This is a genomic window from Clostridium sp. FS41, from assembly GCF_000954015.1.
Classification (GTDB): Bacteria; Bacillota; Clostridia; order Lachnospirales; family Lachnospiraceae; genus Enterocloster; species Enterocloster citroniae.
The window spans coordinates 14491-40651 of the sequence record NZ_JYHN01000006.1 but is presented as its reverse complement, the minus strand read 5'-3'; the positions used below and the strand labels follow the sequence as shown (position 1 = coordinate 40651).

The following is a 26161-nucleotide window of genomic DNA, read 5'->3' as shown; positions in this document are numbered from 1 at the left end:
TTTTCCTCGCTCCTTTACTAGATTCTCTCAAAACGGCTCACACGGTGAACGCCGAAGTTCTCCTCATTCTGCACGCAGCGGATGAACTCGTAAGGCCGGCCGAACTTCTCGTCAAACTCCTTGATCAGTTTAGCCTGGTATTCCTTGTCATCGATCTTTCTCCAGGACTCAATGCTCTCCCAGACAAAGATGAAGTGGATTTCGCCCGGCTTGTTGTCATTGACCCAAACCTCTTTGTAAAGGAAGGGGATATGGTCAAATCCAGGCGCATATGCCTCCTTTAAAGTCCAGATCTCATGGTCAACCGCCAGATAATGCTCCACGTCCTCCGGCGCTACCTTAAAAACCAAATGTTCTACCGGATAATGCTCTCCCTTTGTGTAAGTGTAACCCTGCATGATAATTCCTCCTTATATGTTTGTTTTATTGTAACTGTTCAGGACGGCTTATTTTACTGCCCGATTCATCTTTTCCGCCAAAGCAATAACCTGCGCCGCGATATCAGGCCTGGTTTCAAGACTGTCCCTGTCGCTGTTTGGCAGACAGACCTGGCCCAGACACTCTGTGCTCAGATCATTTAACAGGTTCTTAAGCACGATCTCCCCGCCCAGGAACTGGTTCTCAAAGGAGGGAGCGCCGCCCACCATCAGTATGGCGCCTTTGCGCAAAAATGTTTCCGGCATATCATTTCTCACATGACCTGCCCAATACACCTGGAAACGGTCGATCAGGGACTTCATCCTCCCTGTGATGGAGTGGAAATACATGGGGGAGGCCAGGATGATGTTGTCCGCTTCCTCCAGTTTCTGATAGATTTCCTGCATGCCGTCCTTGATGGCACATTCCTTCTTTTTCCAGCAGAACCGGCAGTCCACACAGGGCTTTACTTCCGTGCGGTAGGCATCGATGATCTCCTTTTCACCATCCAGGTGCTCCAGAAACAGATCCACCATCTGGCGCGTATGCCCGTTTTTTCTTGCCGCTCCTATAATTACAAGTGTCTTCACCTTTACTTCCTCCTGATTCAAGCTTTTTTCCTGTTAAAACCTGTGACATGCATTACTGCAAATACAATGATCAGCACAATGTACACCTGTATAAATCCCATATCCGGCGCATATCCTTCCGTGCCCAGTATCCCCGGGGAATGGATCATTCCAATTGCTGTCAGGGCCAGGGCCGCCCCATTGGTAATGGAGGCATTTTTCCAATTGTTGTCTATGATAAATACGAAAACACAGCCCACCAGAAGTCCCACAAATGCAGAGCCGGGGTCAAAGGCCGTAAATCCGGGAAGGGCGCCTTCCTTCATGTTGTCCACAATAAAGTCCATGACAACCGGCAGGGAAGCCATGATGACCGCCGGATAATACTTTTTATCCACCACCTCAAAAGCCTGGGAATAACTGGATATTCCTACAAATACCAGAATAGGCAGAACCACCGCTTCAGGGATAAAAGCATTGATGATGGCTGAAAGTCCGGTCAGTCCCACCAGAGCATACAGGGCAACGATTCCAAGATGATATCCCGTTCCGGATTCCATTTTCTTCCATCCTGGATATCCCCAGTACAGGCCCACGGCCAGAGGATTTCCAAAGCATGCCCCCACAATGCTGGCCACACCGCACAGCACAAGGGGTTTGGTTGTTGTAAAAAAGGTATCGCCGCATTCCTTGGCCTGCTCCACTGCCTGGATCCCTGTGATGACCTCATTCAGGGAAAACACAATGATAATGGGCAGGAATGGGATCATGGCGCTGATAACGTCAGGGTTAAAAATGTCCAGTACCGGGAGTGGTATGTAGAAACTCAGGTTACTCAGGGATTCCGTCACTGCGCCAAATCCCATGACACCGCTGATCCACGCCACAACAGAGCCGATCACAATGGCTATAAGGGCTGCGGGAAGCTTAACCTCCACCTTGCCCAGATAGATCACAAACAGTACCATCAGGGACAGCCATCCCACCAGAGGCATTTTCAGAACGCCGTTCATGGACTGCATGATCAGGAATGCCATGGCCCCTCCGGCCAGGGAGCCGAACAGTGCGCCGGCCGGCACGATCCTTAAGATGACCGGAACCACAAATGCGCCGATAATAAAGATGATCCCGCCCACCAGATGGGCCAGCACGCCTGTCTTAAACGCAAGGTCCGCGCTGCCTGTGCTTATGAATACCGGAAGCATGATGCTGTAAAGCCAGATAAACATACGGCCTGCCTGCAGACCGGCAGGGATCGCGGTCAGGTTCGGGTCGTTGCGGTCAGCCGCTATCTTCCTGTAATAGAGCCAAAGCCCTCCGTTTAGGATGACCACGGTGAGAAATACACCCGGCATCATGGTGCCGAAGATGGTCCTTCCATCCAGCCCAAATGTGCCTGCTAAAATGGCGATCGCCACGATTACCTTGGAAAATCCATCAAAGAACACGCCAATGGATGCATCCAGGTCTGCCTTTTTGAAAAAAGGTATTGCCTTTCCCATACTTATTTCCTCCTGTAATGAAAATTATATATGATCCTGCACCATGGGGTGCGGTCCTTTTTCCTCTGTCTGCTGCTCAAAATAATATCCCTTTGAAAACAGGAAAATGGCAACCGTAAGGTAAATGATCCCAAACACGATCCCCGGACCGGACAGCAGCGCGATCTCCGGACAATGGATCATTCCTATGGCCGCACAGCCCGCCATCACCAGGGCAAACCCGCCTGCCATCCGGTAGCGCCGGTCCACCACACAGGCCAGAAGACCTGCCAGCAAAAGGCTGGTGAGGAAACCACCGTTCCCAAGATACATGATGCCCTCAATGGGCACGGAATACTCGGCAAATGTTGCGGAGGATATGTTTTCCATGGCTGCCCCTGCCGCCTGCACGGACGAGCTGATGAGTGTCTGCATGTATTGGAACAGAATGGGCATCAGGGATAAAAATATCACCTGATAGTATTTCTTATCCATGGACCGGAACGTACTGTCGGTCACTGAAAAACCGATAAAGATGAGAAGCACCATCACAGCCTCTGTTGGAATAAGGGCCATCAGCACCCCGGTCATTCCCGTGGTGCAGATGACAAGGTAAAGGATACCGTTCACAAGGGAAAATCCCGCCCTTGCCCCCAGCTCCTTCCAGCCCGGATGACCGAAATACACCGTGGTGGGAAAGGGGTTGCCAAACAGGGAGCCGGTAATGGTGGACACCCCATCCATGATCATGGACCGGCGTTCCGGATATGCATCCCCCGCCATTCTGGCTGATTCCAGCCCCTGAAGAGTGGACAGGAAATTGTTGATCTGGAGCGGGATGATCACCGGAAGAAATGGCACGATCCCCTTAAATCCAGCCGTCACATCCCCCAGGCTGAGGGAAGGGGGATAAAACCCAAGACTGGAAAAGGATTGTTCAAACTGGCCCCAAGTCAGGTATCCTCCCGCCCAGGCAGCGGCTGTGCCGATCAGGATAGCCACCACTCCGGAGGGGATCTTGGCAAACCGCTTATCCGCCTTGCCCAGGTAATCGATGATGATAATGAACAGCGGCAAAAGCCCATACACCGGCTTGTCAAACACCATGGCCAGCCCAACAATGGACAGCCATACCATGGCCGATGAGGCCATATTTCCCATAAGCGCGCAGTTGGGCACATTATTGATGATCCATCTCCCTGCAAAACCGCCAGCCACCTCTACCATGCCGCCGATAAAAGCAGCAGCCAGTCCTACCTGGAATGCCAGCTGGGCATCCCTGGTCTGCCAGTACACCGGGCCGATGATCAGATACAGCCAGCCTGAAAGCTGGGATGCGCCGATCCCAAAGGGCTGGGATGTGACATCCTGCCTCTTTTCCTTGCCGGCCAGCTGTGAGGCTTCAAAAAAGTACCACAGATTTCCCAGGAATATGGCAAGTCCGATCCCCGGCACCACCTTGCCGATGACAATGGACGCCGGCATGCCGAACACCACTGTCATGATACCTGTGGCTGTCAGGATCTTTGAAAATCCATCAAAGAAGATCCCAAAGGAGGCATCAATATCGCCCTTGCCCCACCAGTGATATTTAAATCCTTCTCTTCCCATTGTTAAATGTTCTCCATTTATTTGTTTATGTATTAAACAAACTGGCCAACAAAAGTGTATAGCCGTTTGCAAGTGCACTTATTCTCATGTCTGCAATCTGCATCTGCCGGACTTTATTTAACTATTAAACAAACTATTTAATAAAAAATGGATACTGAATCCTTTTTTAATATATCACTTCGTTATTTATTTGTCAATACTCTTTTTTATTAAAAATTATAGTAACAGTTCAGGACGTTTCCCCACTGCCCCATCCAACCGGAATCGTGCTCTGTTCCAGCACCTAAAATGCACCCTGATACGTACAAAAATTGTGCAAACCTCTTGATTTTTCCCCCTGTCTGTGGTATTATAATCACTGCTTGTCAAAGCAATATTTGGGCGAATTCCCGAGTGGCCAAAGGGGACAGACTGTAAATCTGCTGCTTATAGCTTCGGTGGTTCGAATCCACCTTCGCCCACTAGCGTGTCAGTTATAGCTTAAGGACATCAGTGCATTGCGCGTAAAGGTCCTGGTTTTCAGCCGTGGCACGCACAGTAAGTACACCTGTGCTTATGCGGGTGTGGTGGAATAGGCAGACACAAGGGACTTAAAATCCCTCGGTAGCGATACCGTGCCGGTTCAAGTCCGGCCACCCGCATTAAAACAAATTCGATATTTTTAAGGTAATGAGAGAGGGACAGCCGGTTTCGGCTGTCCCTCTCTCATGTTTTGGATCTGTTTTTATTTTCATCGCAATTTATGCAAATCACCATACACAGGAAAAATCTCCGGAGATACCAGAAGGAAAAAGTACCCCTGACACTACCTGTCAGGAGTACTCTGTTCCTTCTACTTTTCTTCCCCAACCCCATCTGCAAACCGGGAATCCACCACCGGATAAAAATCTTCCGGCTTGGAGATAAACACCGCCGCGCTGTAAGGCGGCATATTCACCTTTAACACACCGTTTTTAACCCGGTACATCATGATTCCCGCATTATAACCGCTCTCCATGGTAAGTATGGGACGGCCCAGGATCATATCATCCGTGATACCCAGCTGCCACACGGGAATTTCCATCATCTGGATCTCAGGGCTGTTGGATACCACGGTCACTGCCTGGTATTCCCGGTACATGCGGCCGAATGCGATCTGCTGGTGCTTTGCCACAAGAGGCTTTACACTGCCCTTCTTGAACACGGGAAGCCGGTTGTGGATGCCTGTCATATAGCGGTGGAACTCAATCAATTCCAAGTCCTCACTGCCCCAGGGATAGGTCCTTCTGCTGTCCGGGTCTGTCCATCCGCACACACCAGCCTCATCGCCATAATATAAAGTGGGAGCGCCCGGCCATGTCATCTGGATCACCACCGCCTCCCGGAACACGGGAAGCTTTACATTCTCCGAAGCCTTCTCAGGCCCTAAGGTGCCGGTCCGCCCCACTACCTGATTGGTCCTTGTAAGGAATCTGGAATGGTCATGGTTGGACAGCTGGTTCATGGCAGTGAGCACTGTGTTGGTCTGCATACGGCTCATATGGTACTTCATGGCATTAAAGAACGCCTCTCCGTCTCCCCACACACTGCCGTTATAGCTGTCGCTGTGTTTTTCCATCCCTGTCAGGAACCATGTGACCGGCTCCATAAAGGCATCATAATTCATGATGGAATCCCACTGGTCTCCCTCCAGCCAGCTTGCCGGATCCCCATAGTGTTCCGCAAGTATAAGGGTCTGTGGATTCACTTCCTTGACCGCCTGTCTGAACCTGCGCCAGAAGGAGTGGTTGTATTCCGCCGTGTGGCCCAGGTCGGCCGCCACATCCAGCCGCCAGCCGTCAATGGAATAGGGCGGTGATACCCATTTCTTTGCAACGTTCAGTATATATTCCACCAGTTTTCCGGAATTCTCATAGTTCAGTTTAGGCAGGGTGTCATGGCCCCACCAGCCGTCATAGGTAGCGTTGCAGGGCCACGCCTGGTCCCTCTCGTCATGGAACTGGAAAAAGCTGTGGTAAGGACTGTCCTTGGTCTCATAAGCGCCCGGTTCATAGTCCCCTGAGTTCTTATAGATCTCCTCCGCATCCAGCCACTTGTTAAAAGAACCACAGTGGTTAAATACGCCGTCCAGCACGATCTTCATACCCCGTTTATGAATCTCCTGGACAAACTCTGCAAAAAATGCATCGCTGGCCTCCAGATTTTCCCAGCTCGCGCTGCGGATGATGTATTTCTCCGCTCCCTTGTTATCCGTGGCATTCTTATCCACCAGGCTTCCGCCGTCCTTGACGATCCTGCCAAAATGGGGATCGATGTGTTCGTAATCCTGGCAGTCATATTTGTGGTTGGAAGGAGATACAAAAATCGGGTTCAGGTAAATGACCTCCACCCCCAGACTCTTGATGTAATCCAGCTTATCCCATACTCCCTGAAGATCTCCTCCGTAAAAACATCCCACATCCATGGCGGAAGGATTCCTGCTCCAATCCTCAATCTTTTGTACCGGGCGTCCTATATAAACATATTCACATGACTCCACGTCATTATCCTTGTCGCCATTGCAAAAGCGGTCCACATAGATCTGGTACATAACCGCGCCCTTGGCCCAATCAGGAGTGTGGAATCCCGGTGTGATCTTAAAATCAAAACATGCCTGGCCATCATCCACGGGTCCCAGCCTGTTATAAAGGCAGACATCCTGTCCGGATACAACTTTAAAGTGATAAAGCACCTGATCGGTGCCTACTGTAATTTCATATTCATAATAGTCAAACAAATCATCGGACAGCACTTTGGCCATCTCAACTTCTGCTTTGTCCTCCACATAATATACATGATCTGCATTGCCCCTACCGGTCCGCATACGAAGTAATACGTCATCATCCGCGTCCGGCTCAGCCGGAAAACGGTAATCCTCTGTCTCTGAGGAAAAGAGGGCGTCTCTGTTGATAAGTCGGTTTATATTGTCTCCCACTGTTGATTTCCTTTTCCTTATTTGTTTAAATCCATTTTCCCATCATCTATTGTATATGAATTTTTTTATTTGCACAAGGCGAATAATAGTAGAAAAACCGCTTTAATGGTGACGTTTTTGCATAGATGCCACAAAGTGAAAAGCCTGGCGGGGTAGCCAGGCTTTTCAGGAGAAGGTATTTCGTTTCTTATGGGGTGTAGCAAAAACTATATAATGTATTGGGGGGGGTTACATTTATTATAATAGCACAGGGGGCGGAAAAAGTGTGCACAAAGATCAATTATTTTCCTGGATGTTTGTGGTAAAAATACACAAAGGAGGGGGGCTTATGAATTTCCCGCCCAGCGTTCCCAGTAAAGGTTCATTGCCAAGATGGCGGTTATTGCCATAAGCACAAAGGCCAGGAGAAGGATCCAGCCGTTTCCTCTGATCAGGAACACCTGTCCGCCTCTTGCCAGTACGTTTCCGAGGCCCCATAGATGCCCGCTCCCAACAAAGCTGACAGCGGATACAGAAGGCGGCTCCCATTTCCGGGAACCGCCCTGTCTCTCTTATGATTGATCACAATTAACTGATCACTGTGCAGGAGCGAACAATGCCTCAAATTCCTCCTGGTTGATCTTTTCCTTCTCAATCAGCAGGGCCGCACAGGAATGGAGTACATAATCGTACTGCTTGATGATATCCGTGGCCTTCTGGTAACAGTCATCGATGATCCGTTTCACCTCGCTGTCAATGGTGTCCGCAACGCCGTTGCCGTATGACTTTGTGTGGGCCAGGTCACGGCCGATAAATACTTCATTATCATCACCGCCGTACTGGATCATACCCACCTTATCAGACATACCGTACTGGGTTACCATGGCCCTGGCGATCTGGGTGGCCTGCTTGATGTCCTGGGATGCGCCGGTGGTGATATCGTCAAATATCAGTTCCTCTGCGATACGTCCGCCCAGGTCCACCATAATATTCTGAAGCATGCGCCCCCTGGTGTTAAACATCTCATCCTTTTCAGGAAGGGGCATGGTGTAGCCTGCTGCTCCGATTCCCGTAGGTATGATGGATACGGTGTGTACCGGACCCACATCGGGAAGCACATGGAACAGGATCGCATGGCCTGCTTCGTGGTAAGCGGTGATCTTCTTGTCTTTTTCAGAAATCACCTTGCTCTTTTTCTCAGCGCCGATCCCCACTTTCACAAATGCCCGGTCTATATCGCTCTGCTTGATGAACCTGCGGTTCTCCCTTGCAGACACAATGGCTGCCTCGTTCATCAGGTTCTCCAGGTCCGCGCCTGTGAATCCCGCAGTGGTCTGGGCCACGCGGTGAAGATCCACATCCTCGCTAAGGGGCTTATCCTTGGAATGTACCTTAAGGATCTCCTCACGGCCCTTTACGTCAGGACGGCCCACTGCAACCTTCCGGTCAAAACGGCCCGGACGGAGAATGGCCGGATCCAGTATATCCACACGGTTGGTGGCTGCCATCACAATGATGCCCTCATTAACGCCAAATCCATCCATCTCGACCAGCAGCTGATTTAAGGTCTGCTCCCTCTCATCATGGCCGCCGCCCATGCCCGTGCCTCTGCGGCGGGCAACCGCATCGATCTCATCTATAAATACAATACACGGGGAATTCTTCTTGGCTTCCTCAAACAGGTCACGGACACGGGAAGCTCCCACGCCTACAAACATTTCCACAAAATCAGAACCTGATATGGAAAAGAAGGGAACACCTGCTTCTCCGGCCACTGCCTTTGCCAGCAGCGTCTTACCTGTTCCCGGAGGTCCCACAAGCAGGAGTCCCTTGGGTATCCTGGCTCCCACGCTGGTGTATTTCTGGGGATTCTTGAGGAAATCCACAACCTCCTCCAACTCTTCCTTTTCCTCCACAAGTCCGGCCACATTGGAAAAATTCACCTTGCTGTCCCGGCTCATCCTTGCCCGGCTCTTGCCGAAATTCATCATCCTGGCATTGGCGCCGCCGCCTCCCGCGCTGCGGTTCATAACCATGATAATGATCACCACCACCACAATGGACAGCATAAAGGGCAGGATAATGGTCACCAGATAATTCTCCTGGGGCACATCCATTACCACATACTCCATCTTATGGTCATCCAGGATCTTCTGGGTGTCCTTCACATCTGTCACATACAGGCGCTTTACCTGTCCGTCCGCCATGGTGATCACCACTTCGCCGGTGGGCGTCTGTGGATTCTGATGGATGGCAACCTCTGATGCCTGCCCATCATCCAGTATCTGAATAAAATCCTGATTCGTAACCTTATCCGCCTGTCTTGCATATGGCAGCCGAACTGCCGTGGCGATTAAAATCAGCATCAGGAGTATAAATATAAAACCTCTAAATGTCTGCTGCTGTCTCAACGAATTGCCTCCTTAGACCTTCTTTCTGCGTTCCAGGGCATGGCTTTTAAATGCCCTAATCCAATTCCACGACTCCGATATAGGGCAGGTTACGATACTTCTGGTCATAATCCAGCCCATATCCCACTACAAATTCATCCGGTATTGTAAAACAGGTGTAATCCACCTTGACCTGCTTCTTCACACGGCGCTCCGGCTTATCAAGAAGGGTACACAGACGGACGCTCTTTGGCCCTCTCTGCTTCAGGACCTCGATCAGATATGCCAGCGTGCGTCCTGAGTCAATGATATCCTCCACGATCAGCACATCCTTTCCTGCCAGCGGCTCATCCAGGTCCTTAAGGATCCGCACAACACCGCTGGATTCAGTCCCAGCCCCATAGCTGGATACGGACATGAAATCCAGGGATACGGGTACCGTAAGCCTTTTTGCCAGTTCACAGGTAAAGAATACCCCGCCCTTTAAAATACAGATCAGGTGAATCTCCTTGCCAGCATATTCCTCGCTGATCTTTGCCGCCACCTCATTGATGCGTTTGTCAACCTCTTCTTCGGTCAGCAATACACGAATCTTATCCGCCATTACTTTATCCTCCGTTTCACTTATTGCGTACCCTGGGAGATTCCGAGCGTACACTTATTCTTTTCTCCTGCCTGCCTCTGCCTGCAGTATCCGTGTGGTATCCGGACCGATCTTATAAAACTCGCTGATCCTGTATCCGATAATCCACATCACATGACTGCCGTCTGCCAGAAGGGGGACCTGGTCCCGCAGTTGTCTCGGTATTTTCTCATCGATCATAAACCGTTTTAACGCCTTGTGGCTTCCGTCCGCCAGGGTCATGTAATCCCCCGGACGCCTTGTTCTCACCACGGGCGTACCCTTTATTCTATCACAGTCGAACCATTTCGTATACATGTTTTTGGGGAATTGTGTCCCTTTTTTATAGGAAAATATACTCATTTCCACCTTGGGCAGCGCCATTTCCCCTTCCTCTTCCTCATCCGGCGAAATGTTCCTGCCGATCAAAATACTCTCATATTCCCTTACGGCCACAAGGGAATACGGAAGATGGACTTCCTTTCCAACCGGACGCCCGGTCAGCCCAAGCACCTGCTGAACATGGATCCATCCCAGATCTTTGGCCGAACCGGCCAGGTCTTTTAATAGTTCCATCACCACATAGGACCGGATGATCTCCGGCTCAGCCGTGAGTGCCGCACAGGGCACCGCGGCCTGTGGACCCAGCTGTTTCACGTATTCCCTGATCCAGCATTTCCCCTTCATGGACAAATATTCATCCGCCTGGCCGGCCAGCCTTCCCATTCGCAGTATATTCCCCACCGCCCCCTGGTTTACATCCTCCTCGATCATAGGAAGAAGGCGGCGTATGCGGTTGCGTGTATAGTGGTCTGATGTATTGGTGGAATCCTGTACCCAGGAAAACCCGTTTTTCCTGAGCCAGTCTATGATCTCCCGGCGGTCCGCATCCAACAGCGGCCGGATGATCCGTCCCCTCACATGGGGGATTCCCTTCAGCCCGGCCAATCCGCTTCCCCTGAACATGTTATGCAGGATGGTCTCCGCCTGGTCATCACTGTGGTGGGCCACAGCGATCCTGGCCCGGCCCTTGTCCCCGGATTCCCACTCCTGCGCCTCCTGTTCCAGGGCCTCATATCTCAGATGACGTCCAGCCTCCTCCTCAGACATGCCGGACCCGGACGCAAACCGGCGTACATCTACCTTTATGATATGACAGGGGACATCAAGTTCTGCACACAACATCCTGACAAAATCCGCATCCCGGTCAGCCTCCTGTCCCCTGAGACCGTGATGGACATGGACGGCTCTCAGCTGCAGATCCCATTCTTCTTTCATGCCGTATAACAACGCTAAGAGGCAGACGGAATCTGCCCCTCCTGATACAGCTGCAATGACCCGGTCACCGGGTGACAGCATGTGATATTCTTCTATGGTCCTTCGGACCTTATGCTCCATCTCTTCCATTTATCCCACCTGTATCATGGACATCCCTTTGGCCGGACCCCGAAAGGCCGGGCCCGGCCGGATGTTCTCTCTATAATATACCCGTAAAACCTCAACCGTGCAAGCCCCATAATGCAGGTAATACAGCAATATCCGCCGGGAATATATACTGCGCGCACCCTTTACCCCATTCCGTCAGGAATGCCGCTTCCACAATCCGGCGGTCAGCACGGTCATATCGTCCCTGGGAGCGGGGATGAACGAAACAGCAAATTCCAGTATCTGATCTGCCAGTTCCTGAGGCCCCATCTCCTCCACACTTTCCAGATACTGCTTCATTACCTGTTCCTTGTCATCTCCGGGAAGGGCATCCAGCACCCCGTCACTGACCATAACGATCCGGTTGCCGTCCCACATTTTCCTGGACATGAGCACAGGCTCCACACCATTGATAATGCCCATGGGAACTTGTCCGGCCTCCAGGATCTCCACACCTTCATCCCCTATGATAAAGGTGGGTACCGCCCCCAGCTTCATCACCTCCAGCACCCCTGTATGCAGGTCAATACAGCTTACATCCAGCGTGGCCGGGTGCTGTTCCACCCCTGCCAGAAGCAGGACCGTATTGACCAGTTTAAGGGCCGCCCTGGCTGAGAATCCTGTCTCCAGAAGCTGCTCGGTAAGCTCTACCACCTGCTTGCTCTCCTTGGACGCAGTCTCCCCGCTGCCCATACCATCAGAAAGGCTCATGACCACCTGACTGCCCTGGCTCTCACAAAAAGTATAATTGTCTCCCGAATACCGCTCTCCCTGTCTCGGTATCCTGGAAGCCCCATAGATCAGATGGTATCCCCCATCCTCCAGCAGGCGTATGGTGGCATACTGCTTTGTTATGATGCTGCGGCTGTCCCCCGCAGGCCTCCAGCGGCTGTCATCCACCACGTCCCCCATAAGCTCCGCCGCCTCCTTGGAAGTCACACACCTGCCATTGGTTGTCCTGACAGTGAGAAATGCCTCCTTTTGGCCATTTTCATATTCCAGCAGCAGCAGATTTCCCACCGCCATATGATATTTCCTGAAATATTTCTTTATTATGTATTCGTACTCCTCCGTGATGTCTCTTGCCTGATCGATCTGGTGGGAAAATTCTTCCAGTATCACGGACATTTCCCTGAACTGGGACACCACCGCATCACGGCTTTCCAGAAACCGGTTTTTCCACGACAGGTTCATGGTAGCCCGTCCCAAACTCCGGTTTAACTGTGCCAGATAAGCGTCCTGCTTCCTGCACCCGGTCTGGAACATCTGGGGCATGTCGTCATGGTCAATATGCCCCTTTTGCTCAAATGCACGGAGCAGATAATACAGGTAATAGCTGTCCTCCTTCTCACTGTCCGCGTACAGGTTGCACTGGCTGCAGTTTTCACACACCAAAGTAGCGCTGGCCTGCATGGCAGCCAGTCCGTCTCCCCGGGACAGCTGCCCGTTCTTCTCTATCTCGTCATCAAACGCCTTGGCCAGCTGGTTTAAGGACTCAGCCATATCCCCCAGTCTCCTGGCCGTATAATGATTCACATCCAATCTGTTTTTTACATCCTTATTATTCCTCGAAAACACAAAAATCCCTCCTAATCCGCGTAACTTTCAGTATACGCATCATGGAGGGAAATAAATGTCTAATCATGCTTGGATTCTTAAAAATGTTTCGCCCCTTTTCGTCATCATTCCGTGGGCTTTAAAAGGATCTCGTCCGGATTCACCAGACCCAGCTTTTCCTTGGCAACCTCCTCGGCATATTGCTTGGTCTTTACATAAATCTTGTACTCCTTCAATTCCTCGGTCCGCTTTTCCTCAGCCTTGACCTGGGCGTCCAGATTCTCTTCTCTGACCTTGTAATCCAGGTCCGACTGCTTTAGATCAGCGCCCTTTATATTAATAGCCACCGCAAGACACATAACAACAAGGGTAATCCCCATGATAGCCATGCGGTTTGCCCATTTATCACGTCTTACACGTCTTGATCTGCCATAGGATTTCATCTGTTAATCACCAACTTCACTTTGTTCCCGGTTACAAACCTCGCCGGGTTTGTTTCTGTTAATTATCATTTTAAGACATTTACTTATCTTTTTCAAGCATTTAAAGAAAATTCTGCTGATGAATCTGTCATACAGTATCATCCCTATAAATACTCCGCCGATTACATACGCCCGGAACACTCCATCGTTCTGCTCATACAGAAGGATAAAGGTCACAAGCCCTGCATACAGCCAGTAAAGGAAATCTTCTATTCCTGTCCAGATAGGGCCGTGGTGGATAACCAGGCGGAACACTCTCAGGGTGTCATAGGCCAGCATCAGCCATGCTCCGGTCACCAGGCTCAGCACCATCAGCCAGGTTTCGTATTGAATCCTGCTGCTCACTGATGACACCTCCTATTTAAATAAACGGGTAAACAGGGATTCCCCTGATTTGCGCAGTGCCTCGTTGGAACTGTAGACCATACTGTCAATGGTCCCCTCTATATCCACCTCGCCCTTTTCCAGGGTCAGCCTGCTCACATGGAGTTCCTTGCCTTTGATGGTCAAAAGCCCCATATCCGTGTCCAGGACCACCGCGTTCTCATCAAAGGATACCACATCGCAGATTCCTGTGATATTACCCACTCCGCGGTTCTGCAATATAAGCTTGTGCTGGCGTGCGCCAACCATCTTTTCTTCCATACAAAAACCTCCCCACATATCTAACCTATGTTAAATATATGGGGAGGTTGGCCATTCTATGCCTTTTATCTCAGATATAACGGTAAAGCTCTTTGGCTTCATCTTTTTTAACGGTTTCCTGTACGTCCAGAACCTCCACCTTAACGGCTTTGGCACCAAACTGAATCTCAATCATATCCCCGGTCTTAACGCTCAGGGATGCTCTGGCTGGCTTGCCGTTCACCAGCACCCGGCCTGCATCACAGGCTTCATTTGCCACGGTTCTGCGCTTTATCAGACGGGAAACCTTGAGAAACTTGTCCAGTCTCATGAATTATTTGTTAACCTCATCCTTCAGAGCCTTGCCAGCTTTGAACTTAGGTGTCTTGGAAGCTTCGATGGTCATGGTCTTGCCTGTTTTAGGATTTCTGCCTTCTCTTGCAGCTCTCTCAGCAACTTCGAAGGTACCAAATCCAACTAACTGTACTTTGCCGCCCTTTACAAGTTCTTCTGCTACTGCATCAGTGAAAGCCTTAACAGCCTTCTCTGCATCCTTCTTGGAAAGTTCTGCCTTCTCAGCAACTGCTGCGATCAATTCTGTCTTGTTCATCAATTTTTCCTCCTAAATATAGTCCCGGGAAGCCCCCCGGATTCATTACTATTTAAAGTCTAGTATACCTAATCATTTATAGCCTTTTTGCTATGATTTGTCAAGGTTTTTTGGCTTTTTCCTGCATTTTTATCTGATTCCAAAGAGCGGTCCCTTCCTCCACAGAATTAATCTTTACATTTCCAAAGACGTGGGGGTGTCTTCGCACCATTTTTCTACAAATTCCGTCAATTACATCATCGATTGTAAAGCTTCCCTGCTCACTTGCGATCTCACTGTTAAGCACCACCTGAAGGAGCACATCCCCCAACTCCTCGCACAGGTTTTCCATGTCCTTATTGTCCACGGCCTCAAACACCTCTTCCGTCTCATCGGCCAGGCACTTCTTCAAACTCTCAAATGTCTGCTCCCTGTCCCAGGGGCATCCCTCCTCAGAGCGCAGCTTAGCGACAATTCCCCTCAGCTCATCAAACGTATGCACACCGCAGCCTCCTTCTCATTCCAACGTACTCAAGTTCACTCAAATTCACCTTACCTCCCCTTATTCCTCTTGATCACCTTCAGCCTTGTAAACTCTTCCCTCTCCTTTTCCTCCAATGCATCGGAAATGGATTTACTCAGCTCCTGGTAATGGGGAATGGTGATATTCTTAAGGGCATTGGCCCTTTTTTGTGTCTTCTTAATAGAGTTGGCCAGCCGGTAGGCGGAGTTCTCAACCATAGACAGCTTAATGGTCAGCTCCTTTACCTTTTCAAAATGATACCTGGCCTCATCCAATGACTCGGTTGTGTTATAAAAACCATAGGTCAGGGCCAGGGGCTTTACCTCGTGCTGCACCAGGGGAATCTCTGTTCCCATGATACTTCTGGCCTTGATCTTCACACGGTCGTCCACGGGCACCGATGCGCCGATCTCCTGCACATAATTGATGCCCAGCTCAATATTGGCCTTTTGCAGCGCCTCATATGCGGCCCTGAAGGTAGTGTCGATCTCAGACTGGATTCCCTTTGCCTCATCGATCAGCCCCATGAGCTCACGGATCAGGATATTCCTCTTCTTATCCATCAGCCCATAGCCCATATTGGCCAGGTTCAGGGAATTCTTGGCCGCGATCAGGTTACCTTTTGTGGGAAATGTATTTGGATCCATTTACATCACCTCGTCTCTTCGGCTGCCGGCTGATAGTACTGATCCAGTATCTTTGTATCAATACGGTCAAGCTCCTCCCTTGGAAGCATTGCCAGAAGTTTCCATCCAATGTCCAGTGTCTCCAGGATGGTCCTGTTCTCATGGCGTGCCTGCCCTATGAACTTCTCCTCAAATTCCCGTCCGAACACAAGGTATTTCTTATCCGTGGGCGATAACTCATCCTCACCGATAACCGATGCCAGGGCCCTGGCATCCCCCACCTTTGCATAGCAGGAGAACAGCTGGTTAGCCACATCCTGGTGGTCAGCCCTTGTGTATCCCTCGCCGATGCCGTCCTTCATCAGACGTGACAGGGAGGGCAGAACATTGATGGGCGGATAGATGGACTGTCCGTTTAACTGGCGGTCCAGAACGATCTGCCCTTCTGTGATATACCCCGTCAGGTCGGGTATGGGATGGGTAATGTCATCATTGGGCATGGTAAGGATGGGGATCTGGGTAACGGATCCTTGCCGTCCCGCCACAATGCCCGCTCTCTCATAAAGGGACGCCAGGTCACTGTACAAGTACCCGGGGAAGCCCTTTCTGGAAGGGATCTCACCCTTGGATGAGGACACCTCACGCAGGGCCTCGGCATAGCTTGTCATGTCGGTCAGGATGACCAGGATATGCATCCCCTTTTCAAATGCCAGATACTCCGCCAGGGTAAGGGCGATCTTTGGTGTGATCAGACGCTCCACCACCGGGTCATTGGCCAGGTTGATGAACATGGCCACATGCTCTGACACGCCGCTCTCCTCAAAGGTGCGGCGGAAGAAATCAGCCACATCATATTTAACGCCCATGGCGCCAAACACAATGGCGAACTTTTCATCTGAATTGTCACCCAGGGAGGCCTGCTGTACAATCTGGGCAGCCAGCTGGTCATGGGGAAGGCCGTTTCCTGAGAAAATAGGAAGTTTCTGCCCCCTGATCAGGGTGGTCAGCCCGTCTATGGCGGAAATACCGGTACGGATATAGTTCCTTGGATATTCACGGGTCACCGGGTTTAACGGCTTTCCGTTGATATCCAGCTTCACATCAGATATGATGTCTCCCAATCCGTCTATGGGCTGGCCGATACCGTTAAAGGTACGGCCCAGCATTTCCTCGGACACCCGTATTTCCATGGGATGGCCTGTAAGGCGGGTGTGGGTGTTGCGCAGCGCCATGCCCTCGGTGCCCTCAAACACCTGGATAATGGCCTTATCCCCGTAAATCTCTATGATACGGCCGATTTTGTGGGTATTGCCTCCCACAGTCATCTCCACTATCTCATCAAACGCCGCATTCTGAACGCCCTCAAGGACAACCAGAGGGCCATTGATCTCACTTAAACCTAAATATTCAATTGCCATATGTCCGTCCTCCTCTACGCGTTCTTTTCCATTACCCTGTCATAAAACGCATCAATCTGTTTCTTGTAATCATCAAACATATCCAGGCGGTCGTTGGGTACATCATACTTAATGGATATGATCTTATCAAAAATATTCTCTTCCTTAAGAACCGAAACCGGCATGCCCATATTCACCAGGGCACGGGACTTCTTGTACAGATACAGGATGATGTCCATCATCTTAAACTGCTTGATCAAAGGCACGGATGTGTCCTCTTTGTGGAACGCGTTCTGCTGCAGGAAGCCCAAACGGATCACCTTGGCGATCTCCAGCACCAGCTTCTGGTCATCGGGGAGCACATCTGAGCCGATCAGCTTTACGATCTCCATCAAACTGCTCTCCTGGGTCAGGATGCCCATGAGCCGGTTGCGGTAGTCCACGAATTTTTTATCCACGTTATCCATGTACCAGGAGGACAGGTCATTGATATACTCAGAATAACTGGTCAGCCAGTGGATGGCCGGGAAATGCCTGGCATAGGCCAGGGATTTGTCCAGTCCCCAGAAGCAGCGCACAAAACGCTTGGTATTCATGGTCACAGGCTCTGAGAAATCGCCGCCCTGAGGCGACACGGCTCCAATAATGGTCACGGACCCTTCCGTGCCGTTTAAATTCTGCATCATGCCCGCCCTCTCATAAAATGCCGACAGACGGGATGCAAGGTAGGCAGGGAATCCTTCCTCCGCGGGCATCTCCTCCAGACGTCCCGACAGTTCCCTGAGCGCCTCCGCCCAGCGGGAGGTGGAGTCAGCCATAATAGCCACATGATAGCCCATATCCCTGTAATACTCAGCCAGGGTCAGACCGGAATAAAGGCTTGCCTCACGGGCAGCCACAGGCATGTTGGACGTATTGGCGATCAGGGTGGTCCTGTCCATCAGGGGGTTGCCTGACTTAGGATCGATCAGCTCTGAGAATTCTTCCAGAACCTGGGTCATCTCATTGCCTCTCTCACCGCAGCCAATGTAGATGATCACATCCGCGTCCGACCATTTTGCCACCTGGTGCTGGGTCATGGTCTTTCCGGTTCCAAACCCTCCCGGGATCGCTGCCGTACCGCCCTTTGCAAGGGGGAACATGGTGTCCAGGATACGCTGTCCCGTGATCAGCGGTTTTACAGCCGGGAAACGCTTGGCTGACGGCCTGGGTATACGGATGGGCCACTTCTGGGTCATGGTCAGCTTCCGCTCAGTTCCGTCCATCATCTGTACCGTGACCAGGGGGTCCTGGATGGTGTACTGTCCGTCTTCCGCCACATCCAGTACATACCCCTCCACATCAGGGGGCACCATCACCTTGTGAATGATGGCTCTTGTCTCCGGAACCTCTGCGATAATGGCCCCGGGCATCAGCCGGTCCCCCGGCTTTACCACCATATGTGTATCCCATTTCCTGGAAGTATCCAGACTGTCCACAGAAATACCGCGGCTGATGTAATATCCGCTCCCCTTTGCGATCTCGCTTAAGGGCCGCTCGATCCCATCGAAAATATTACTCAGGATCCCGGGCGCCAGGGTTACGGACACAGGCGCCCCTGTACCGGTCACCTCTTCCCCCGGCTTGATCCCGCTGGTCTCCTCGTACACCTGAATGGTGGTTTTCTCTGAAGTAAGTCCAATGACTTCACCTACCAGGTTCTCCTTTCCCACATAAACCATCTCGTTCATCTGGAATCCCGGGTCACCCAGCAAGGAAACGACAGGACCATTAATGCCGTGAATCACACCTGTCTTTGCCACTTTACTTACCTCCTAAATCGAATTTGAACTCATGCCGCGCTTCACTGAGTTTGGTCTCAAATGAGTTGTCTATCAGTATATGTTTGCCTGGAATCACCGCCCTGATGCCTCCGGTAAAGGAATATTCGCTCAGTTTAATGCTGGCATTGTGATGCATTGCAATCCTCTGCAGCTTATCCCCATCGGAGGGATCCATATAGATGATCAGTTCCTCATCCCCTGCAAATGCTTTGGCTTCCTTGACCTGGCGGTCCAGAAGCTGCTGGTATTCCTGGGTTTCCATAAAATTAGCCAGCTTATCCTTAAGTTCCACAAACAGCTTATCCTTAAGCTCCTCCTGCCTGTGGCTGAATTCCCTCTTAAGGTCCAGCTGCCCGATGGAGAGACGTTTATTGATCTCACGCTCCAGCTTTTCCGTCTCTGCCTCCACCTGCATGTCAGCCCGCCGTCTGGCATCAGCGGTATGTTCCTCGTAGGCTTTTTCCAGGGCGTTCATATAATCGTCCAGCATCTTTGCGCTGCGCTCCCTGGCATCCTCCATGCATATATCCTGGAAATGTTTCAGCTTTTCCTCTGTTGTCAAGCTGCCTCACCTGCTTTCTTATCCCATATTTTTACAGTTTTAGTCCGATCGCCTCGTTTACATAAGAGGTGATAAAATCCGGCTTGCGGCCGGTGCCATGGCGGTCCGGGATCTCAACGATCAGAGGGAGCTTCCGCTCCAGCTTTACATCATCTATGATCTCCGGAAATTCCCTGCCGAATTTCTCAGTCAGCAGGATGATGCCAATGGATTTATCGGCCAGGACCTTATCCAGCTCATTCTTAAGTTCTTCCCTCTCATGGACCACGGCGCCCTCCACACCTGCCAGGCGCATCCCTGTCAGGGTGTCCACATTGTCACTGATCAGGTACATCTTCATAGGCTTACAGCTTTCCTAAGATCATAAAGGAAATGATCAGTCCATACAGACACACACCTTCGGCAAGACCTACGAAGATTAATGATTTGCCAAGAATGGAGCTGTCCTCACTGATCGCTCCCAGAGCAGCGCTTGCAGCGGCAGAAACAGCGATACCGCCGCCCAGGCAGGAAAGCCCGGTTGCCAGGGCAGCCGACAGATATCCCATGCCGGCTGCGGAAACCGCCTCAGACCCGGCCTCAGCTGCCTGCGCATTGCCGGAGAACATGACAACGGCGGCAAACATCATGGTGCCAAAGAACAGGAACAGGTTGGCAGCCAATGCTGTCTTATAACGTCCCTTGGATTTCTCACCCATTGCAAATGCGCCAAACGGTACTGCGATACTTAAAATCAATGCTACGCTCAGTGTGATCTTAACTAATAAACTCATATCTCTTATCTCCTTTTTTACCCGGCCCGGTCTTAAAATGGCCTGTTTCCCGGCTATTTTAGTTTTATATTGTATTACTGCTCTCCGGCAGCCTTTCCATATGGTTCAAACGCACGTCCGCTTCCCCGGTAAAACCGGCTGAACAGCTCATAGTATTCCAGACGCAGTACCTGGATGCCCACGATCAGGCCCTCCATACCGCACACGAACAGGTTTCCTCCTATCACCACGGCCCAGTTGGTACTTCCTCCCGCCTCTGCCCCTGCAAGCATCAGGACCACCTGCATCATGGCCGCATGGCTGACCGCAAAGGCTCCTACCCTGACAAAGGAAAGGGTATTGGAAAAGTAGCTCAGCAGAACTTCAAACAGTTCAAAGATCCCCTGGGTGATGAACATACCCATCCCGCCTTCGATCTTCTCTGATTTTTTCTCCACCACTGCTGTAAGCGGCTCTTTAAAGAACATGATCAGAAGGGGGATCAGGAACATGACCACCAGTATGGCCGTGGCAGGCAGCGTGTTGCCTGTCATATAAAGAATGATGACACAGGACAATGCAAAATAAAATACAAATCCGGCCACTCCATTGGTATCAAAATAAATCTTTTCCGTGTCATGGACACGGGCGCTGTTGATAATGTTCAGCACCATGCACATGAGTATGATTCCCATACCTATGGCCACCGCCACCACAAACACAGTGTTCAGCTTCCCGATAAAAGGAAGGTTTACCATGGCCTCCTGCGGCCTGAGCCAAACTGCGTCTATGATATCCTCAAATCCGAACACACTGCCGAACAGGAATCCGAATATGGTGGAAAATACACCGCAGCAGGAAATAATGCCGGCCAGGCGCACTTTCTTAAACCGGTACAGAAGAAATCCTCCTGTGAGCAGGCACAATCCCTGCCCCGCGTCCCCGAACATGAAACCAAACAGGATGGAGTAAGTGATCCCGATCAGGATAGTGGGGTCCAGCTCATTGTAAGAGGGAAGTCCGTACATCTCCACATACATTTCAAAGGGCTTAAACAGCCCCGGGTTCTTCATCTTGGTAGGCGGCTTGCTCATTATATTGTTATGGTCGTCTTCTATGATACAGAACGTATCGCTGTCGCGCTCAATCTCCTTTTGGAAGTCGGCTGCATCCTTCTGTGTCATCCACCCGCACAGGATATAAAAATTGTGCAGGTCATGCTTGGTGACGGCTGCCATCTTCCTCACATCAAAGTTAGTGGAAAATGTCCGGATCACATGATAGGCCGCCACCAGGTCGTCCTTGCGGTTGCTGATGGATTCCACAATGGCCTGGTCCGCTTCATCAATCTGTTTCTGGAACGCACTGATCCGGTCATCCAGCACATGGCCGGCCTCCACCGGGGTCCCTTCATATTCATCCGGAAGGAAACTCCGCTCAAAATGCATGGATGCATAGATGGCATCGATCTTGTCTGCCAGCTTTTCCGGCACAAAGTAGACCACCCACACATAGTCCCCGTCCTCTTCGCATTTGAACATGACCGTATCAATGGTATCGTACACATAGGTGGAAAACTTTTCATAGTACTCTTTGGAAATGCGCCCGAACCTGAACTTGATAAACCGGAATCCAAGTATCTCCTTCACACTGTAGTTCAGCCCTGCAAAGGGCACCACCTTGTCCTTGGACGCCTGCAGCTCGTTCCTCTGGTTTACCAGAACGCTTTTTTTGTCCGTAAGTTCCTTTAAATCTTTATCCAGGCTGCGGATCAGCTGCACCGCATCCCCCAGCTTAAGCCTCCTGTCCGTATGTTCAGGCAAAAGCTCATGATAGCTCTCCATCAGCTCCCCTGCTTTTAAAAGTTCCTCTTTATATGGATTGGTTTCAATATAGGGCCGGAGGTCCTTTACTGTCTTGAGCTCCGACAGGGCATTTTCCAGGTGTATCTCGTATCTGGACAGATACGTGTCCACTACCCGGTCAATATCATCCTTGGGACCGGTAATACTCAAGAATTTCATCTTTTCAATCACGTCTTAACCCCCTTTAGTCAATTTGCAGCCAAGCCATACCGTATGCGCTCAATGGTGTTGATAATGCGCGCAATCTCCCGTTCCTTAAAATACAGGTAGGAGTTAAGGATGGCGATGGAATACGGGTCTTTTCTTCTGGTCATCTGATAGATCCTGTCAATGATCTCATAGGTCAGGCGGTCCAGATCCGGTTCCTCTGAGTGGCTTATTAAGTCCAGCTTTCCATACCAGCTTGAACGGATCAGTCCATAGAGCTGGTCCAGGGTTTCGGCTTCAGCCATCTTATTGATCTCGCTCTTGGTGAGATGAAGCTGGACCGGAATCATCATTGCATAGATCTCTCCGGGAGACAGCTTATAAAATTTCTTGGAACGGCAGAGCCATTCCAGGTTCAGCATATCCATCCTGGTGCCGAAACACTGGGCCAGGATCTTACGCTCTTCCTTGGACAGATATTTGTCCTTGATCTTCCACATAGTCTTAAAATACAGCATATCCAGCGCCGTCTCAAAGGCGGGCAGGCTTACGGTCCCGTTCTGCAGCATCATGTTTAAGGGCTCATAATAAGGCGACCCCTTAAGATTGCCCACGAACTCCGTTATGGATGGGGACTGGGATAAAACGATCAGGTCAATGCTGGAATGGCGCTCAAAAAAATCCTGGAACATGGACAGGTCCTGGCGCTGTTCCCTGTGTCCCGCCGCATTTCTCAGACATGTCTTTATGATCGTTATCTCATAATGCATAAAATACAGGTCCAGGAAACGTCTCTGCCTGATATTGGCAAATTTATAAAGCTTTGCAAAATCCCTGTACTGCGAAAGGTTGAGACGCTGTTCAATATTGCCCCTGTGCAGGTCCTTGTCCTCCGCCTCCTGGAAAATCTCCCGGTAAGGCAGAAAACGCCGCAGATATTCCACTGCTTCAGGCACTGTCTCCAGGGAAGCCATTTCCTTAAACTGCTCATCCTTGATCCGCCACCGCTCCATGGCCTTGACCTTGGTGGCAATGCCGCTGTAAGTTATCAGGCTGCCCATATCCTCACCCCTTTATCATGTTCTGGAACAGAGCCTCTGCATACGCTGCATGATGTTGATTGTAATTACCTTCCAGCTGTTTTAAAAGCGCCTCAAAATCCGCCTTCTGGCGGGCAAGCATGTCTTCCATGTCCGCCTCCATCTTATGCTGGATCTCGGCTATCCTGCGGGCTGTTTCCTGTTCAAGATCCGTATCAAAAGAGGCTGTCTTGTCTTCCATCTCTTTGGCAAACGCTTTTTTACGCACATTCGCCTCATCTGCAATGGCACCGGCTGCTTCTTCTATTTCCGATAATCTGTTGATCACAGTATCCATAGAGCTCCTCCTTATATATAATTTTATATCACTTCATGATACTCCTTTTTTTTAAAAATACCAGGGTTTTTTAATAATTAAAATAAAAAATTAACAAATTACCTGTGGCAGAATGCCAAAAAAAGGAAGAACATTTTTCGTCCTTCCTCTTTTTACCAACGTATGTGACAAATTTATCTATGCAGTTTTTACAAACATGTTTTATCAGTTATTCTGACCGCTCCCGCTGGTTGCCGGAACCTCTGTCTCAGCCACGGGTTCCACCTTTTCCAGGAACCGGCTGGATACATATGCTTCCTGTCCATCGTAATTGATCACATCCCAGTCATTGCTGTAGCGCTTCACATAATCCACCTCGGTGCCGTTGGTCAGCTGCACAATGATACGGCTGTCCGTGGACGGCTCCGTGCGTACATTCACGCTGCTGCCCTTAATCCTGTATACCGCCACCGGAGGTTCTGTCTCAGGAACCATCTCCGGCTCAGGGGGCAGTGTGGGCGCCGGCTCAGTGGCCGCCGTGGTAACTGTGGGTGCCGTGGTTGAATTTCCCTTATCCTTGTCCCCGGAAGGAACCATGGTACGAATCACAACAATGAGAAGAACCACGATCAGTACAGGGATCAAAAGTCTCCAGATATAAGATACGGGTGATACCCGCCTGCGTTTCTTTTTTCTCGGACCTCCCTGGCGCTGGCCTCCTGACTGGACAGGACGGCGGTTGCCGCTCTGGGGGCTTCGGGCGCCTGACCGGGATGATGATCCCTGGCGCTGGGACGTCTGTCTGGACGATGCAGTTCTTCCTGTCTGCGGCGCCCTGGCTGATGAGCGTCCTCCGGAGAACTCGTTGGCAAACACATAGACCTCCTGGGTCAGGAGCTGATACGCCTGATTGGCATCATATGCAGTGTCATCCCCTTCATGGACAGCCTTGTTGCCAAGTATGCGGATGGTATGGTAGTTATCCTTGGTCGCCTTGTTGATCCAGCGCCCCTCATAGAGCTGGTCAATGGTGTCCGACAGATCCCCCTCCACCAGGCATGCGCGCTCAGCCATGCACCTTACCATATATTCCAGAACCTGCCTTGCTTTAACCATCACAAGATTATATTCTTTTCGTACGATCAACCGTTCCGCGTCCTTAACGCCCAACTGGATCTGCTGCCAGCTGGTCGTCCGCTCCACATTCGACATAAGCCTTCCTCCTTAGTATCCGCAGATATCCGTCTATTATGTATAGTATAATCGATTTTTGCCAATTTTGCACTACTAATTGTAATAAATCAGAAAAATAAGAAAAAAGTAAATTTTGTTGCAAATAGGCACTTCGGATGATAAAATAAGGCCTGCACCAACAAAAAAATCACTGCCGGGGGCATATTGTGAACGCCTCTCCGGAAGAAAGGAAAAAAGACATGCGATTACGTCATATCCCCGGGGCGGAAGAAACCATTGCCACAAGCCCCTATGTGGTCCAGGAACCAGAGACAAAACGCGGAAGCTGGCATCAGGTATTTGGAAACCTCCACCCGTTGGAGATTGAAGTGGGAATGGGTAAAGGACGCTTTATCATGGAGCTTGCAGAGGCCCATCCGGATATTAATTATATAGGGATCGAACGCTATTCCAGCGTACTTTTAAGAGGGTTGGAGAAACGCTCACAGCTGGATCTTAACAATATATACTTCATGTGCGTTGATGCAAAAACCATGCCCGAACTATTTGCCCCGGGAGAGGTCAGCCGTATTTACCTCAATTTCTCAGACCCCTGGCCCAAGGACAGGCATGCCAAGCGGCGCCTCACCTCGCCTGACTTTATGGCAGTGTACGACAAAATACTGGCCCGTGACGGAGTGGTGGAGTTTAAGACCGACAACCGGGAATTGTTTGAATATTCTCTGGAATCCATCCCATCCGCGGGCTGGAAGATCCTGTCCCACACATTTGACCTCCATAACAGCCCCATGGCCGAAGGCAATATTATGACCGAATATGAGACAAAGTTTGCCGCCGAGGGAAAACCCATCTGTAAACTGGTGGCCGCCAGGGCGTAAGCAGGTCTTAATGCGGATACCTGCACAAAATGACAGATCACGCCATATACTGTTACTAAGTAAATTACCTGCCGGAGGCAGATCCTATGGCATTATCTCCTGGAATCACCAAAAAACTAATGCAGGCAACCAGCGACAAAACCGACCTGAACAAGCAGGCCCTCCGCCTGAGCCGCTCCTTCAAGGAAGTGAACAAAGTTCTGGGCACAGGTTCCAAGGCAAAGGATAAAAAAGGAAAATAAAATCATTTAAATAATTTTTTCCGAAAAACCGTTGACATTTGTCTATGAAAGAGATATAATGTCGTTCGTGTCGCCCGGACGGGTTATAACAAAACAC

27 protein-coding genes and 2 tRNA genes are annotated in these 26161 nt (G+C 50.5%); 4 read left to right on the top strand and 25 right to left on the bottom strand.

Annotated features, from left to right (window positions below; genetic code table 11):
• Window positions 1-17: 17 nt before the first annotated feature.
• Genes CLFS41_RS00525 through CLFS41_RS00510 form a run of 4 tightly spaced genes read right to left on the bottom strand, consistent with a single transcriptional unit; the run spans window position 18 to window position 4078 of the window.
• On the bottom strand, window positions 18-398 hold the full coding sequence (locus CLFS41_RS00525) for a TIGR03792 family protein (RefSeq protein WP_007871133.1): 381 nt from the start codon (window positions 396-398) through the stop codon (window positions 18-20).
• Between the two features lie 48 nt (window positions 399-446).
• The gene (locus CLFS41_RS00520) at window positions 447-1007 is read right to left on the bottom strand and encodes a flavodoxin family protein (RefSeq protein ID WP_007871131.1); all 561 of its coding nucleotides are present in this window, start codon (window positions 1005-1007) and stop codon (window positions 447-449) included.
• A 17-nt stretch (window positions 1008-1024) separates the two neighbouring features.
• Entirely contained in the window at window positions 1025-2488 is a 1464-nt protein-coding gene (locus CLFS41_RS00515; protein WP_045091121.1) for a hypothetical protein, read from the bottom strand.
• 24 nt (window positions 2489-2512) lie between these two features.
• A complete protein-coding gene (locus CLFS41_RS00510) occupies window positions 2513-4078 on the bottom strand; it encodes a hypothetical protein (protein WP_007871127.1) in 1566 nt (521 codons plus the stop codon).
• Between the two features lie 379 nt (window positions 4079-4457).
• Here CLFS41_RS00510 and CLFS41_RS00505 point away from each other — a divergent pair.
• Together CLFS41_RS00505 and CLFS41_RS00500 are read left to right on the top strand one after the other, a co-directional pair.
• Window positions 4458-4539 (top strand) — tRNA-Tyr (locus tag CLFS41_RS00505).
• Window positions 4540-4635: 96 nt separating this feature from the next.
• Window positions 4636-4719 (top strand) — tRNA-Leu (locus CLFS41_RS00500).
• Between the two features lie 191 nt (window positions 4720-4910).
• Here CLFS41_RS00500 and CLFS41_RS00495 read toward each other — a convergent pair.
• From CLFS41_RS00495 to CLFS41_RS00395, 21 genes are all read right to left on the bottom strand, one after another.
• Window positions 4911-7031: a glycoside hydrolase family 13 protein gene (locus CLFS41_RS00495; protein WP_045091120.1), complete on the bottom strand. Its 2121-nt coding sequence runs from the start codon at window positions 7029-7031 to the stop codon at window positions 4911-4913.
• A gap of 575 nt (window positions 7032-7606) precedes the next feature.
• Window positions 7607-9376 (bottom strand): ATP-dependent zinc metalloprotease FtsH, encoded by a 1770-nt coding sequence (ftsH, locus tag CLFS41_RS00490; RefSeq protein WP_330412856.1) that lies wholly within the window; start codon window positions 9374-9376, stop codon window positions 7607-7609.
• A 100-nt stretch (window positions 9377-9476) separates the two neighbouring features.
• On the bottom strand, window positions 9477-10004 hold the full coding sequence (gene hpt, locus CLFS41_RS00485; protein WP_007871119.1) for a hypoxanthine phosphoribosyltransferase: 528 nt from the start codon (window positions 10002-10004) through the stop codon (window positions 9477-9479).
• Between the two features lie 54 nt (window positions 10005-10058).
• Window positions 10059-11429: a tRNA lysidine(34) synthetase TilS gene (gene tilS, locus CLFS41_RS00480; protein WP_045091119.1), complete on the bottom strand. Its 1371-nt coding sequence runs from the start codon at window positions 11427-11429 to the stop codon at window positions 10059-10061.
• Window positions 11430-11603: 174 nt separating this feature from the next.
• Complete coding sequence (locus CLFS41_RS00475; RefSeq protein ID WP_007871097.1) at window positions 11604-13025, bottom strand: SpoIIE family protein phosphatase; 1422 nt, start codon at window positions 13023-13025, stop codon at window positions 11604-11606.
• A gap of 104 nt (window positions 13026-13129) precedes the next feature.
• Window positions 13130-13447: a hypothetical protein gene (locus tag CLFS41_RS00470; RefSeq protein WP_007871095.1), complete on the bottom strand. Its 318-nt coding sequence runs from the start codon at window positions 13445-13447 to the stop codon at window positions 13130-13132.
• A gap of 3 nt (window positions 13448-13450) precedes the next feature.
• Window positions 13451-13831: a spore cortex biosynthesis protein YabQ gene (gene yabQ / locus CLFS41_RS00465; RefSeq protein WP_007871094.1), complete on the bottom strand. Its 381-nt coding sequence runs from the start codon at window positions 13829-13831 to the stop codon at window positions 13451-13453.
• Window positions 13832-13843: 12 nt separating this feature from the next.
• Complete coding sequence (gene yabP / locus CLFS41_RS00460) at window positions 13844-14131, bottom strand: sporulation protein YabP (RefSeq protein WP_007871092.1); 288 nt, start codon at window positions 14129-14131, stop codon at window positions 13844-13846.
• 70 nt (window positions 14132-14201) lie between these two features.
• Window positions 14202-14441 (bottom strand): RNA-binding S4 domain-containing protein, encoded by a 240-nt coding sequence (locus CLFS41_RS00455; RefSeq protein ID WP_007871090.1) that lies wholly within the window; start codon window positions 14439-14441, stop codon window positions 14202-14204.
• Between the two features lie 3 nt (window positions 14442-14444).
• Window positions 14445-14720 carry an HU family DNA-binding protein gene (locus CLFS41_RS00450; protein WP_007871088.1) on the bottom strand — a complete coding sequence of 92 codons (276 nt, stop codon included), beginning with the start codon at window positions 14718-14720 and terminating at the stop codon, window positions 14445-14447.
• A gap of 100 nt (window positions 14721-14820) precedes the next feature.
• Window positions 14821-15201: a MazG family protein gene (locus CLFS41_RS00445; protein ID WP_007871087.1), complete on the bottom strand. Its 381-nt coding sequence runs from the start codon at window positions 15199-15201 to the stop codon at window positions 14821-14823.
• Window positions 15202-15251: 50 nt separating this feature from the next.
• On the bottom strand, window positions 15252-15869 hold the full coding sequence (locus tag CLFS41_RS00440; RefSeq protein ID WP_007871086.1) for a V-type ATP synthase subunit D: 618 nt from the start codon (window positions 15867-15869) through the stop codon (window positions 15252-15254).
• A 5-nt stretch (window positions 15870-15874) separates the two neighbouring features.
• Window positions 15875-17266 (bottom strand): V-type ATP synthase subunit B, encoded by a 1392-nt coding sequence (locus CLFS41_RS00435; protein WP_007871085.1) that lies wholly within the window; start codon window positions 17264-17266, stop codon window positions 15875-15877.
• 14 nt (window positions 17267-17280) lie between these two features.
• Window positions 17281-19047 carry a V-type ATP synthase subunit A gene (locus CLFS41_RS00430; RefSeq protein ID WP_045091118.1) on the bottom strand — a complete coding sequence of 589 codons (1767 nt, stop codon included), beginning with the start codon at window positions 19045-19047 and terminating at the stop codon, window positions 17281-17283.
• A 1-nt stretch (window position 19048) separates the two neighbouring features.
• Entirely contained in the window at window positions 19049-19630 is a 582-nt protein-coding gene (locus CLFS41_RS00425) for a V-type ATP synthase subunit E (protein ID WP_007871083.1), read from the bottom strand.
• Window positions 19631-19661: 31 nt separating this feature from the next.
• Window positions 19662-19970 (bottom strand): V-type ATP synthase subunit F, encoded by a 309-nt coding sequence (locus CLFS41_RS00420; RefSeq protein ID WP_007871082.1) that lies wholly within the window; start codon window positions 19968-19970, stop codon window positions 19662-19664.
• Between the two features lie 4 nt (window positions 19971-19974).
• A complete protein-coding gene (locus tag CLFS41_RS00415) occupies window positions 19975-20403 on the bottom strand; it encodes an ATP synthase subunit C (RefSeq protein WP_007871081.1) in 429 nt (142 codons plus the stop codon).
• A 74-nt stretch (window positions 20404-20477) separates the two neighbouring features.
• Window positions 20478-22418 carry a V-type ATPase 116kDa subunit family protein gene (locus CLFS41_RS00410; protein WP_007871080.1) on the bottom strand — a complete coding sequence of 647 codons (1941 nt, stop codon included), beginning with the start codon at window positions 22416-22418 and terminating at the stop codon, window positions 20478-20480.
• A 17-nt stretch (window positions 22419-22435) separates the two neighbouring features.
• Window positions 22436-23455 carry a V-type ATPase subunit gene (locus tag CLFS41_RS00405; protein WP_045091117.1) on the bottom strand — a complete coding sequence of 340 codons (1020 nt, stop codon included), beginning with the start codon at window positions 23453-23455 and terminating at the stop codon, window positions 22436-22438.
• A 4-nt stretch (window positions 23456-23459) separates the two neighbouring features.
• Entirely contained in the window at window positions 23460-23771 is a 312-nt protein-coding gene (locus tag CLFS41_RS00400; RefSeq protein WP_007871077.1) for a hypothetical protein, read from the bottom strand.
• 204 nt (window positions 23772-23975) lie between these two features.
• Window positions 23976-24962 (bottom strand): SH3 domain-containing protein, encoded by a 987-nt coding sequence (locus CLFS41_RS00395; protein WP_045091116.1) that lies wholly within the window; start codon window positions 24960-24962, stop codon window positions 23976-23978.
• A gap of 221 nt (window positions 24963-25183) precedes the next feature.
• On the opposite strand from CLFS41_RS00395, the gene trmB reads away from it, so the two are divergent.
• Window positions 25184-25822, top strand: a complete 639-nt coding sequence (gene trmB, locus CLFS41_RS00390; protein WP_045091115.1) for a tRNA (guanosine(46)-N7)-methyltransferase TrmB — start codon at window positions 25184-25186, stop codon at window positions 25820-25822.
• An 86-nt stretch (window positions 25823-25908) separates the two neighbouring features.
• Window positions 25909-26064 carry a hypothetical protein gene (locus CLFS41_RS30320; RefSeq protein WP_007871068.1) on the top strand — a complete coding sequence of 52 codons (156 nt, stop codon included), beginning with the start codon at window positions 25909-25911 and terminating at the stop codon, window positions 26062-26064.
• The last annotated feature ends 97 nt before the right edge of the window (window positions 26065-26161 follow it).